The organism is Streptomyces sp. NRRL F-5135 (assembly GCF_000719775.1).
In the GTDB taxonomy this organism is placed as follows: domain Bacteria; phylum Actinomycetota; class Actinomycetes; order Streptomycetales; family Streptomycetaceae; genus Streptomyces; species Streptomyces hebeiensis.
Map to the genome: position 1 here is coordinate 229,393 of NZ_JOHR01000003.1, position 12,795 is coordinate 242,187.

At 73.2% G+C, this 12,795-nt stretch carries 9 protein-coding genes and 1 pseudogene; 9 read left to right on the top strand and 1 reads right to left on the bottom strand.

Features of this window, described 5'->3' with window-relative positions:
* Positions 1 to 269 precede the first annotated feature (269 nt).
* The 7 genes and pseudogenes from IG02_RS0106355 to IG02_RS0106380 all read left to right on the top strand — a co-directional run bounded on the left by IG02_RS0106355 (position 270) and on the right by IG02_RS0106380 (position 8,529).
* Positions 270 to 1,793 (top strand): four-carbon acid sugar kinase family protein, encoded by a 1,524-nt coding sequence (locus tag IG02_RS0106355; protein WP_063756734.1) that lies wholly within the window; start codon positions 270 to 272, stop codon positions 1,791 to 1,793.
* Positions 1,790 to 2,839, top strand: coding sequence for a 4-hydroxythreonine-4-phosphate dehydrogenase PdxA (gene pdxA / locus IG02_RS0106360; protein WP_234314625.1), 1,050 nt, complete (start codon positions 1,790 to 1,792; stop codon positions 2,837 to 2,839). The genes IG02_RS0106355 and pdxA overlap by 4 nt, the downstream gene beginning before the upstream one ends.
* 55 nt (positions 2,840 to 2,894) lie before the next feature.
* Positions 2,895 to 3,686, top strand: coding sequence for a DeoR/GlpR family DNA-binding transcription regulator (locus IG02_RS0106365; protein ID WP_030742860.1), 792 nt, complete (start codon positions 2,895 to 2,897; stop codon positions 3,684 to 3,686).
* A gap of 589 nt (positions 3,687 to 4,275) precedes the next feature.
* A complete protein-coding gene (locus IG02_RS42570; RefSeq protein ID WP_051764573.1) occupies positions 4,276 to 4,737 on the top strand; it encodes an AfsR/SARP family transcriptional regulator in 462 nt (153 codons plus the stop codon).
* Positions 4,650 to 5,105, top strand: a pseudogene (locus IG02_RS42575) (AfsR/SARP family transcriptional regulator); the annotation flags it as partial. The gene IG02_RS42570 and the pseudogene IG02_RS42575, both read left to right, overlap by 88 nt.
* 639 nt (positions 5,106 to 5,744) lie before the next feature.
* Positions 5,745 to 7,478 carry a DUF885 domain-containing protein gene (locus tag IG02_RS0106375; protein ID WP_030742863.1) on the top strand — a complete coding sequence of 578 codons (1,734 nt, stop codon included), beginning with the start codon at positions 5,745 to 5,747 and terminating at the stop codon, positions 7,476 to 7,478.
* Positions 7,479 to 7,635: 157 nt separating this feature from the next.
* The gene (locus IG02_RS0106380) at positions 7,636 to 8,529 is read left to right on the top strand and encodes an MHYT domain-containing protein (protein WP_030742866.1); all 894 of its coding nucleotides are present in this window, start codon (positions 7,636 to 7,638) and stop codon (positions 8,527 to 8,529) included.
* 100 nt (positions 8,530 to 8,629) lie between these two features.
* Here IG02_RS0106380 and IG02_RS0106385 read toward each other — a convergent pair whose 3' ends face one another.
* Entirely contained in the window at positions 8,630 to 9,400 is a 771-nt protein-coding gene (locus IG02_RS0106385; protein ID WP_030742869.1) for a FadR/GntR family transcriptional regulator, read from the bottom strand.
* 269 nt (positions 9,401 to 9,669) lie between these two features.
* Here IG02_RS0106385 and IG02_RS0106390 point away from each other — a divergent pair, with 269 nt between their 5' ends.
* Positions 9,670 to 11,043 (top strand): MFS transporter, encoded by a 1,374-nt coding sequence (locus IG02_RS0106390; protein ID WP_030742872.1) that lies wholly within the window; start codon positions 9,670 to 9,672, stop codon positions 11,041 to 11,043.
* 1 nt (position 11,044) lies between these two features.
* Entirely contained in the window at positions 11,045 to 12,787 is a 1,743-nt protein-coding gene (locus tag IG02_RS0106395; RefSeq protein WP_030742875.1) for a dihydroxyacetone kinase family protein, read from the top strand.
* Positions 12,788 to 12,795 lie beyond the last annotated feature (8 nt).

Below are 12,795 nucleotides of genomic sequence, written 5' to 3' on the forward strand. Positions count from 1 at the left end.
CGCTGATGCCGGGGCCTTCCGGTCCGTCGGGTCCTTCCGGTCCTTCGGGTCCTTCCGGTCCTTCGGGTCCTCCGGCCGGCCGGTCCGCCGGTCCGTCGTTCTGTCGGTCCGACGAGGGGCGTCCCGGATGTCCGGCATCAGCAGGTGTCGCGCCGCACAAGGTGGCATGATTGCGTGTTCCGCGCAAGAGGTCTCGCGCACTTCGCGCAACATGTGTCATCATCAGGCACCGAAGCGGCCCGCCCCGGGCCGTCCCAAGGGAGGTGCCCGTGCTCCTCGATCCCCCTGGCGGGCATGATCCGACCGCCGTTCTCGCCCTCGCGGACGATCTGTCCGGCGCGGCCGAGACCGCGGTGGCGCTGCTCCTCCCCGGCCGGATCGTCCTCGGCCCCGGCGACGCCGCGCCGCCCCCGGCGGGCGAAGCGCTCGTCCTGGACCTCGACACGCGTCAACTGCCGGGTGACGAGGCCGCCCGGGTCGTCCGCACGGCCCTGCGCGACGTCCCCGCCGGGACCGTACTGATCAAGAAGACGGACTCCCTGCTGCGCGGCAACCTCGCCGCCGAGGCCCTCGCCTACGCCGAGGGCGCCGAGGGGCTGGTGATCGCCCCCGCCCTGCCGGCGGCCGGCCGCACCGTCCGCGACGGCGTCGTCCACCTCCACGGCGCGCCCCTGCACACGACCGACGCCTGGCGGGCGGAACCCCGGCCCGCACCGCGCTCGGTGGCCGAGGCGCTCGGCCCGCTGGCCACGGCGCCCGTGCCGCTCGCGCTGGTGCGGGGGAGCGGCGACGACCTCACCGAGCGGCTCCGCCGGCTCCTGGCGGCGGGCACGCATCCCGTGTGCGACGCGGAGACGGACGCCGACCTGGACGCGATCGCCGCCGCCGCGCTGCGCCTGGGGCCCGGCGTACGACTCCTTGGTACGGGCGGCCTCGCCGCCGCGCTGGGACGGCTGGTCGGCCGGGCCGAGGGCCGACCGGACGACGTGCCGGGCCCCCGCCCGGACGAGACGTCACCGTACGGCGCTGACGCGGCGTCACCGGACGCGGGCCGGACCGTGTCCGAGCGCGTCGGCACGGACCGACGGAGGGACGCGCCGGACCGTCCACTGCTCGTCGTGGTCGGTACCGCGGAGCCCGGCGCCGTTGCGCAGATCGCGCAACTCACGGCCGCAGGAGCCCGGCACACCGTGCTGTCCCCCGAACTCCTCGCCCGGCCCGGCGAGACGCCGCCGCTCGCCACGGAGCGGGCGGGCGTCACCGTCGTCAGCATCGACGGAGCCGAGGGCATCCGGCACGGCGCGGTCCGCCGGACGGCGGCCGGGCTCGGCCGGGCCGTCGCAGCCCTGGCGCACCCCACCGACCTCGTCCTGACCGGCGGCGAGACCGCCCGCCGGGTCCTGGACGCGCTCGGCATCGGTGAGCTCCGGCCCGTCGGGCAGATCCACCACGGCGCCGTGCACAGCCGCACCCCTGACGGGCGCTCCGTCGTCACCCGCCCCGGCAGCTATGGCGACACCTGGTCGCTGCTGCGGATCGCCCGGGCGCTCAGGCCCGGGCACGGCCCCCTCATGGCATCGCGAGTGCCGGCCGACCCGGTGGCCGGGACGGCCACGGCGGAGCGGACCGCGACCGTCACGGCGGGCCCGGCCACGACCACCCCGGCGGACCCGGCCGCGACTCCCGCGGCGGACCCGGCGGTGAGCCCCGCGGCGGATCCGGCCGGGACCACGACGAACCCCGCACCCGCCCCTTTCGCACCTCATCCCGCACCGCAAGGAGAAGTCCTGTGAACGCAGCCCCGTCGACCGCCCCGGCGCACGCGAGCGGCGCCGCCGCACGGCCGCTCCCGATCATCGCGGTCACCATGGGCGACGGCGCCGGCATCGGCCCCGAGGTGATCGTCCCGGCGCTGCTCCACCCCGACACCGTCGGCCGCTGCCGCCCCGTCGTCATCGGTGACGCCGAACGCCTGCGCCAGGCCGCCCGCATCCTCGGCGTCAGCTGCTCGATCGTGCCCGTGGACGGCCCCGCGGACGCCGAGTTCACCCCCGGCCGCATCAACGTCGTCGACCTCGGACTGCTCCCCGCGGAGCTGCCCTGGGGCGAACTGTCCGCCGTCGCGGGCGACGCGGCGTACCAGTACGTACGCGTCGCCGCCGACCTCGCCGTACGCGGGGAGGTGCACGGCATCTGCACCGCCCCCCTCAACAAGGAGGCCCTGCACGCCGGGGGCCACCTCTACCCCGGACACACCGAACTCCTCGCCCACCTCACCGGCGTCGAGGAGGTCTCGATGATGCTCTCCACCCCCAAGGTGAAGGTCATTCACGTCACCACCCACATCGGCCTGATCGACGCCGTGCGCCGCATCGAGCCGGGACTGGTCGAGCGGACCGTGCGCCGCGGCCACGAGGCCATGGTGCGCGCCGGTGTCGAGCGCCCGGTGATCGGGGTGTGCGGGATCAACCCGCACGCCGGGGAGAACGGCCTGTTCGGCTACGGCGAAGAGGAGGAGAAGATCGTCCCGGCCGTGGCGGCCCTGCGCGCCGACGGCATCGACGCCGTCGGACCGCTCCCCGCCGACACCGCCTTCTTCCTCGCCGCGCGCGGCGACTACGACCTGATCGTCGCGATGTACCACGACCAGGGCCACGGACCGGTCAAGGTGATGGGGATCGAGGCCGGCGTCAACCTCACCGTCGGGCTGCCGGTCATCCGTACCTCCGTCGACCACGGCACGGCCTTCGACATCGCGGGGACCGGCCGGGCCGAGCCCGGTAGCATGGTCGAGGCGTTGCGCCAGGCCGCCGAGATGTCGACCGCTCCGGCCCGTTGACCGCCGGGCCGTCAGCACGAAGGACGAGAAGATCACGACTGAGGACACAGGACAGATGCCTGCGATCGGCTCGAAGGCCCGGCGCGACCGTATCGTCCATCTCGCGACGACCACCGGTCTCGCCAGCGTCGAGGAGCTGTCCCAGCTCTTCGGGGTGACGGCGTCCACGATCCGCCGCGACCTAGCGAAGCTGACCAGCGACGGGCGGCTCGCCCGCACCTACGGCGGTGCCATGGCGCTGGCCGCCCACCCCGAGGCGTCGCTGCGGCAGCGGACGGGCGAGGCGTTCGAGGCCAAACAGGCCATCGCGCGCTGGGCGGCGGCAGAGGTCCGGCCGGGGGAGACGCTGCTGCTGGACGCCGGTTCCACGGTGGGGGCGCTGGCGCACGAACTGCGCTCGGCGAAGGACATCACGGTGGCCACCACGGGCCTGACCGCCCTTCAGGAACTGTCCGACATCGAGTCCGTGCACGTCGAATGTCTCGGCGGGACCCTGCGCCCCCTCAGTCAAGGGTTCGTGGGGCCACTGACCGAAGCGGCCCTGGAACGGCTCACGTTCGACCGGCTGTTCCTCGGGACCGACGGGGTCTCGCCCGAACTCGGCATCTGCGAGGCCGACCTGCGCCAGACGCGGCTCAAGGAACTCATGGCGCGCCGCGCCGACCGGGTGTACGTCCTGGCGCACGCGGCGAAGCTGGGCCGGCACCCGTTCCACACCTGGACACCGCTGCGGCCCGACTGGACGCTGGTGACCGACGACGAGGCGGACCCGCGCATCGTGGAGGGGCTGCGCTCCCGCGGCCTGACGGTGGTCCAGGTGAAGCCGGAGCGCCACACGGGAGACTGACCGCCGCCTCCCCCCTCGGTGGGCGGGTCGCGACGGGGGCGGAGGGGATCGACCGGGCAGGGCCCGGCGGAGCGCGGTCTCCGCCGGGCCCTCTTTCCATGGCGATGTCACGCCACCGGTGTCCGTGGCGGCCCCGTGCCACTGACGTCCGTGCCGCGCCACTGAAATCCGTGCCCGCGCCGGGCGCCCCCGACGGGACATTTCCGGCCGGATGCCATCGGCTTGAATATTCCGTGACCTTGGGGTCGACTTTCCTGAGCTGAGTTACTAGCCTTCCTGACGAGCGCTCGGCGCTGCTATTGGAAAAGCGCGTCACGTGATATTTGTCGTCCATTCATGTGCTGGTAATTTGCGGTCGATTCGTGGGCATCCGGTCGGGTCGTGTGCGTCAATCCGGCCAAGTGTGCGTGGTGCCTTGCGGGTTGCGCATACAAGGGAGAAGGAATCCAGTGCGGCCTGGCAGAGGTCTGGTACCAGAGAAATAAATCCGTCCTTTCTGTTTTTCGAGGCTCCGGAGCCATGATGTGCCTGCGGTTCGGCGCTTTCATGAGCCGCGGATCCAGGCTCTGAATCAAGGGAGCGGATTCGCGTGCGTTTCCAGTTGCTCGGCCCCCTGACTCTTGCGGAGGGCCGCGAAACGGTCGTCCTCAAACCGTCCAAACCGACCAGCCTGCTGGCGGCACTGCTGCTGCATCCCGGAACGGTCGTACCGACCGGCCAGCTGCTGCGGGTGCTGTGGGACGAGGACCCGCCGGCCACGGCCAGGGCGGCGCCGCAGAGCTGTGTGCTCCGGCTCCGACGCCTCTTCGGCACATACGGTGCCGGTGGTGACCTCATCGAGGCGGTGCCCGGCGGGTACCGGATGAACGCCGACGCCGACACGCTCGATCTCGTGCGCTTCCGCGCGCTGGTGCGCGGCGCGGACGGTACGGGGGACGTCGAGGGCGAGCTCTACCGGCTCAAGGAGGCGCTGACGCTGTGGCAGGGGCCGTTGCTGGCGAACGTACCGTACCGTCCGTCCTGCTGCACCGCGACGAGGTGCCCGGCCTGACGGAGGAGCGGCTGCGCGCGCTCGAACGCGCCTGCGACATCGAACTCGCCCTCGGTCTGTGCCGACAGGTACTGGTGGACCTGTGGGAGACGGCGCGAAGACATCCCGGGCGGGAACGGTTCTCCGAACAGCTCATTGAAGCTCTGTACCGCACCGGCCGTCAGTCCGAGGCCCTCGCGGAGTACCGCTCCGTGAAGGAACGGCTGAAGGAGGAACTGGGGATCGATCCCGGCCCCGACCTCCAGCGGCTGGAACTCGCATCCTGCGCGGCGACGGCCTCGGCCCGCCGGCCGTCGACCGTGCGACACCCCTGCCGGGCGCCCCCACGGCGCGACTCGCCCCGCCCGGGCGCGGCGCGAGGCAACTGAGCCCGGGCGCCGCGCCGCACTCCGTGCCGAAGGCGCTCACCGCAGGCCCGCCCGCCCCGGCCCGGCGCTCTGCCCGGGTGGGTACCGACGGCCCGGCTCCCGCCCGCCCGGCCCCGGGGACCGCGTCCCCCACGTCCCGTGGGCCGGCCGACGAGACCAGCACCACCGCTCTCGCTCCACGCACTCCGGCGGACGGCCCCGTCGAGCCACCCGCACCGGCCGTCCCGAGCCGGACGCCGGCCCCGTCGCCGGGCCCTGACGGGGTGCCCGGGGGCACACCGACCCCGGCGGTCCGCCCCGTCGCCCCGCCGCCGGCAGCTCTGCCGGCCGATCGGCCACCCGCGCCCGCGGTTCCGTGCTTCGCCGGTCGCTCGCGGGAGCGGGCCGCGCTCGGGGACCGCCTCACCTCCGGGGCCGCGGGCGTCCTGGTGATCGTCTCCGGCGCACCGGGCATCGGGAAGACGGCCCTGGCCCTCCAGACGGCCCACGACGCCCAAAACGCCTTCCCGGCGGGGTGTTCGCGCCGGCCATGGCGCGCCCCGACGGATCCGCGCGCGAGCCGGCCGAGATCCGGGCGGAGGCCCCCTCGCGTGCCCCGTTTCCGCGCGGCGGTCGCCGTACGGCGCGAGGATGGACGGCATGACGGACGCAGCCAACATCCCGGCGCGGCGACCGACGGCACCCCGCCGGATCGCGGACGACCACACCGACGCCCTGATCGCCCTGGACCCCGTACTCGGCACGATGCTCGGCCACCGGGAGAGCCACCGCGGGCTGCCCGACTTCTCCCCCGACGGGCTCGACGCCGCCGCGGACCTCGCGAGACACACACTGCGCCGGCTGGACGGCGCGTACCGCGCGCACGGCGGTGGCGGCCCGGTCCCGCCAGGTGAAGCCGACGCGGCCGAGCGGAACTGCGCCCGGCTGCTCCGCGAGCGGCTGACCGCCGAACTGGCGATGCACGAAACGGGCGAGACGCTGAGGTCGCTGTCCCCGATCTACTCGCCCGTGTACCGCGTCCGCACCGCCCTGACCCTGACTCCGACCGGGAACGAGGAGGAGTGGCGCGTGGCCGCGCGCCGACTGCGCTCCGTCCCGGCCTCGCTGGACTCCTACCGCGCCTCCCTCGCCGAGGGCCTGCGGCGGAACCTGCCGGGCGGGCCCGCGCATGTGGCCCCGATGATCGACCAGTTGGGCGAGTGGGCGGGGGAACGGGGCGGCAACGGCGGCTGGTTCGGCCGCTTCGCCGCGGGCGCGCCCGAGCCACTGCGCGGCGAGGTGGAGGGCGCGGCCCGGGCGGCGGCCGACGGCGTCCTCCGCCTGCGGAACTGGCTGCGGGAGGTGTACGCCCCGGCGGTCGACGGCGCCCCGGACGTGGCGGGCCCCGACCGCTACGCCGTCACCGCGCGCTACTACACCGGGATCGACCTCGACCCGGCCGAGGCGTACGCGTACGGCTGGTCCGAGTTCCACCGCCTGCGCGAGGAGATACGCGTCGAGGCCGCGAAGATCCTGCCCGACGCGGCCTCACCCCGGGACGTGCTCACCCACCTCGACACGTACGGGCACGCCGTCGAGGGCGAGGAGCGGGTGCGTGCCTGGCTCCAGGACCTGATGGACCAGGCGATCGACCGCCTGGACGGCACACACTTCGAAATCGCCGACCGGATCAGGCGCGTCGAGTCCCGGATCGCCCCGCCGGGCGGCGCCGCCGCGCCCTACTACACCGCCCCTTCCCAGGACTTCACGCGCCCGGGCCGCACCTGGCTGCCGACGCTGGGCCGCAGGCGTTTCCCGACGTACGAACTGGTCTCCACCTGGTACCACGAGGGGGTGCCCGGTCACCATCTGCAACTGGCGCAGTGGGCCCACCGGGCGGACCGGCTCACGCGCTACCAGACGGCCGTGGGGACCGTGAGCGCCGGCTCGGAGGGCTGGGCCCTGTACGCGGAACGGCTGATGGACGAACTCGGCTTCCTCGCCGATCCCGAACACCGGCTCGGCCACCTCGACCTCCAACTGACCCGTGCCGTACGGGTCGTGATCGACCTGGGCACGCACCTGTCCCTGGCCGCCCCAGCCCACTCCCCGCACCATCCAGGCGAGCGCTGGACCCCCGCGTCCGCGATCGCTTTCCTGCGTGCCCACTGCGGTCGCCCGGACGCCTTCGTCCGCAGTGAGATGACCCGCTATCTGAGCACCCCCGGCCAGGCCATCGGCTACAAACTGGGCGAACGCGCCTGGCTGCGCGGCCGGGAAGCGGCCCGCCGGCGGCGGGGCTCCGCCTTCGACCTGAAGCGGTGGCACATGGCCGCGCTGTCCCAGGGCTCCCTGGGGCTGGCCGACCTGGAGGCCGAACTCGCGGTGCTCTGAGGGGATTTCGGGCTGCTTGGCCCCTCTCGCGTGACACGAGCCAACACCTTTACCAATTAGTGATACGAAGAGCGCGCGCTGTGAGATCGGGGCCCCTATCGTCGCACCGTGCGAACACTCGTGCACACCACGTTCTCGGGGGAAGGGCATACCGTACATGTACGGCACGATCGACGGGTTCTCCTACGGCCTCGTCACTCCGGTGGCGGCCTTCTTGATGGCGTGCCTGGGCAGCGTCCTGGGGCTTCGCTGTGTGACCAGGTCGCTGTTCACCGAGCGCTCCTTCAAACCCGGCTGGCTCGGGCTCGGGGCCGCCTGCATCGGCTCCGGCATCTGGACGATGCACTTCATCGCCATGGTCGGATTCCGGGTGATGGAGGCGCCCATCAGCTATGACGTCCCGACGACGGTCCTCAGTCTCGTCGTGGCGGTGGCCGTGGCGGGTGTCGGTGTCTTCATGGCCGGATACGGGGGTGGCCGGCGAGCGGTGCTGATCTGCGCCGGTGTGTTCATGGGAGCCGGGATCGCCGCCATGCACTACATCGGGATGTCCGGGATGCGCATGCACGGGCACGTGGAGTACGCCCTGCCGGGAGTTGTCGCGTCCGTCGTGATCGCGGTCGTCGCCGCCACCGCCGCCCTGTGGGCCGCCGTGTCCATCCAGGGGTTCCTGCCCAGCCTGGGCGCCAGCGGGGTGATGGGCCTGGCGGTGTCCGGCATGCACTACACGGCCATGGCCTCGGTCAGTGTGCGGCTGGAGGGGATCGCGGGGGTGGCCCCGGAGGGCGGCTCGCCCACCTCGCTGCTGTTCCCGATGCTGATCGGCCCGGTGGTCTTCATGGTGGTCGCGGGCGTCGTGGTGATGTTCGATCCGCTGCTCGTGCTGGGTGAGGGGGAGTGGAACCGGCCGGAGGACGCGAAGAGCCCGCGCGAGGAGCCGCCGCGGCGGCCCGTCTGGCCGAGCCTGCCGGAGGAGGAGTCCACCGCGCTCCGGGCCGGCCGGCACCGGGCCGGACCGCGGCCCGGCGGCCGGGAGTTCGGCGGCCGCTGACCGGACCTGTCCGGTCGGCCGGCGCGGTCCCGCGGCAGGGCGACCGGACGACGCGTCGCGTCCGGCCCGGCCGGCTCCGCCGAGCCTCCGGCGCCGCGGATCAGTCCGCCGCTTCCTCCGTCGCGTCGATGGTCGAACGCAGCCGCGCGTTCGCCATCCGCATGTGCTCCGCCATCGCCTCGCTCGCCGCGTCCGCGTCCTGGGCGCGGATCGCCGCCAGCACCGCGTCGTGCTCGCACAGCGTGCCGCTGACCGTGCCCTCCAGGTCGCTGACCCGTTCCATCCACACCTGCAACAGTGCGCGGATGCTGTGCAGGATGTCGCTGAGCACCGAGTTCCGCGCGATGTTCGCCGTCTCCAGATGGAATGCGATGTCCGCGTCGATGAACGCCGCCGCGTCCGTCCCCGCCTCCCGCATCCGCGTCAGGTGCTCCTCCAGTCGCGCCACGTCCCCCTCCGTCGCGCGCTCCGCCGCCAGCCGCGCCGAGACGCCCTCCAGGTGCGTCCGCACCTCGACCAGGTCCTGCGTGCGCCGCTGACCGAGCATCAGGCCCCAGTTGATGGCGCGCGGCAGGAACTCCGAGGTGCCCGCCCGCACGTACGATCCGGAGCCGGGGCGGATCTCGATGATGCCCAGCACGTCGAGGGCCGACAGGGCGCCCCGCACGCTGGAGCGCGCCACGCCGAGCGCCTCGGCGAGCTGGCGTTCCGCGGGCAGCCGGGTGCCCGGCCTGATGTCACCCGCGGAGAGGTGGTCGAGGAGCCGCTTGGCCACCTCGCTGACCGAGGACTCGCGCACCACCGGGCGCAGGAGCTGGGCGAGGTCCGGCGAGGCGGACGGCGGCTGAACGGGCTGACTGGTCACGGTCACCAGTACACCAGACGTTCGTTTGCGCTGTTCACGGGTCCTCCGGGAAGAGATCGCGACGCATGCGCGCCACTCCTTGTCAAGAGAAGGTCGAGCCATTTCAAGAGTGACCCTGGCCACATTGGTTAATTGGTGACCAATTTTCTTCCGGGGGTTACGTTGAGGACACATCAGCCGGTCGCGCGGGTGCTGCGCTCCGTCTCAGCCACGATCGCTGCCGACTATGACCCGAGTCCGGACAGAGCTGTCCGGCGCAGCAAAGGGAGTCACCAATGGGTGCCACCGCGTTGTCGTCCGCGCCGTCCGCCGTGGAGAGATCAGCGATCAGAAAGGTCTCGCTGCGGCTCGTCCCGTTCGTGGCCCTGATGTTCTTCGTGAACTACCTGGATCGCACGGCCGTGTCCTTCGCCGAGCCGAACGGGATGGGGGAGGACCTCGCGCTCACCGCGGCGCAGTTCGGCTTCGCCTCCGGCGTCTTCTTCATCGGTTACATCGTGCTCGAAGTGCCGAGCAACATGGCGCTCCACCGGTTCGGCGCCCGCCGCTGGCTGGCCAGGATCATGGTGACCTGGGGCATCGTGTCCCTGTTGTTCACCTGGGTGCAGAACAGCGAGCAGCTGTACGTCCTGCGGTTCCTGCTGGGCGTCGCCGAGGCCGGATTCTTCCCCGGCGCGATCCTCTTCCTCAGCCAGTGGGTGCCCACCCGGCACCGCACGAAGGTGCTCGCCCTGTTCTACCTCGCGCAGCCGCTGACCACGGTGCTCGGCGCCCCGCTCGCGGGCTGGCTGATCGGCCACCACGGCCTGTTCGGGCTCGAGGGCTGGCGCGTGATGTTCCTGTTCGTCTCGCTCCCCGCGATCCTGCTCGGCGTCGTCGCCTGGTTCTACCTGATCGACCGGCCCGCCGACGCGAAGTGGCTGTCCCCGGCGGAGAAGGACTGGCTGACCGGGGAGCTGGCCGCCGAGAACGCCACCAAGACGGGCCACTCGGAGAACAGCCATGGCCGCGAAGCCCTCAAGGAGGCCTTCCGCAGCGGCCGGGTCTGGGTCCTCTCGATGGTCTACTTCGGCTTCATCTACGGCCTGTACGCGCTCGCCTTCTTCCTGCCGACCATCATCGAGGGCTTCCAGGAGAGCTTCGGGACGTCGTTCAGCGTGATGGAGAAGGCGCTGATCACCGCCATCCCGTACCTGCCCGCCGCCATCGTGCTGTTCTTCTGGTCCAGGCACGCCACCCGGCACGGCGCGAAGGCCTGGCACGTGGCGGGACCGGCCGTCGTCGGCGGTGTCTCCATCCCCGTCGCGCTGTACATGAGCTCCCCCTCCGCGACCATCGCCGTGATCACCGTGACGGCCTGCGCGATCTTCGCGGCGCTGCCGGTGTTCTGGTCGCTGCCCTCCCGGTTCCTCACCGGCGCCGCCGCCGCGGCGGGCATCGCCCTGATCAACACGGCCGGCAACATCGCGGGCTTCGCCGCCGGCTACGTCACGGGCTGGCTCAAGGACTTCAGCGGCGGTTACACCCTCCCCATGTTCGTCGTGGGCGGATTCATGCTGCTCTCCGCGGCCCTGATGACCGTCCTCGCCACCCGCGGACACACCGGCCCCAACGACTCGGCGGACAAGCCGCTTCTCGAGGTGCACTGACATGACCCGTCTGTTCAACGACCCCGCCGCCTTCGCCGACGAGGCACTGGAGGGCTTCGTGGCGGCCCACCGGCGCTGGGTGCGGCCCGTGGCCGGCGGTGTCGTACGCGCCGCGCCGACGCCCCCCGGCCAGGTCGCCGTCGTGATCGGCGGCGGCTCCGGCCACTACCCGGCCTTCTCCGGGCTGGTGGGCCCCGGGCTCGCGCACGGCGCCGCGGTCGGCAACGTGTTCGCCTCCCCGTCGGCGCGGCAGATCCGTACCGTCGCGCAGAACGCGCAGGCCGGCGGCGGTGTCGTCCTGATGTACGGCAACTACGCGGGCGACGTCCTGCACTTCGGGCAGGCCGCCGAGCAGCTGACCGCCGAGGGCGTCGAGACGGCGTGCGTGGCCGTCACCGACGATGTCTCCAGCGCGGACGCCGCCGAGGCGGACAAGCGCCGCGGCATCGCCGGTGACCTGCCGGTGTTCAAGGCGGCCGCCGCGGCGGCCGAGGCGGGCCGGCCGCTGGCCGAGGTCGTCGCCACCGCCCGGCGCGCCAACGCCCGTACCCGCTCCTTCGGCATCGCGTTCAGCGGCTGCACGCTGCCCGGTGCCGACCACCCGCTGTTCACCGTGGACGAGGGGCGGATGGCGGTCGGCCTCGGCATCCACGGCGAGCCGGGCATCGGCGAGCGGGACGTGCCGAGCGCCGACGAGGCGGCCGGACTCCTGGTCGCCACCCTGCTGGCGGAACTCCCCGAGGATGTCGAGCGGGCGCGCGGCAGCCGCGCCGCGGTCATCCTCAACGGGCTCGGATCCGTCAAGTACGAGGAGCTCTTCGTCGTCTACCGACGGGTGGCCCAGCTGCTGGCCGAGGCCGGTGTGGAGGCCGTCGAGCCGGACGTCGGCGAGCTGGTGACCAGCTTCGACATGGCCGGCGTCTCGCTCACCCTGTGCTGGCTGGACGAGGACCTCGAAGCCCTGTGGACCGCCGGGGCCGACACCCCCGCCTACCGCAAGGGCCGCCTGGACACCGCCCCGGACGCGCCGGCGCACACGGACGCGTCCGGGGCCGCCGCCGGGACGGCCCGTACCGCCGGGCCCGCGGCGGCCACCGACGCCTCACGGGCCGTCGCCGCGACCGCGGTCGCCGCGCTGAAAGCCGTCCGCGACACCGTCGACGAGCACGCCGAGGAACTCGGCCGCATCGACGCCGTCGCCGGTGACGGCGACCACGGCATCGGCATGCGACGGGGCTCCGAGGCCGCGCACCGCGCCGCGGCCGAGGCCGCCGGGGCGGGCGCCGGCGCGGGCACGGCCGTCGCCGCCGCCGCCGATGCCTGGGCGGACCGGGCCGGCGGCACCTCCGGCGCCCTGTGGGGCGTCCTGCTGCACGCGGTCGGCACCGCGCTCGGCGACACCGAGCGGCCCACCGCCCGCGCCGTGGCCGACGGTGTCACCGAGGCGTCCGCCGCCGTCCGCAGGCTCGGCAAGGCCGAGGTCGGCGACAAGACGATGGTCGACGTCCTCGTCCCCTTCGCCGACACCCTGGCCGGGGCCGCCGCCGCCGGTGAGGACCTGGCCACCGCCTGGGACCGCGCGGCCACCGCCGCCGAACAGGCCGCCAAGGCCACCGCCGACCTCGTGCCACGGATGGGACGCGCCCGCCCGCACGCCGAACGGTCCCTCGGCACCCCGGACGCCGGCGCCCACTCGCTCGCCCTGATCGTCCGCGCCGTCCACGGCGTACTCACCACCCACTGAGGAGCACC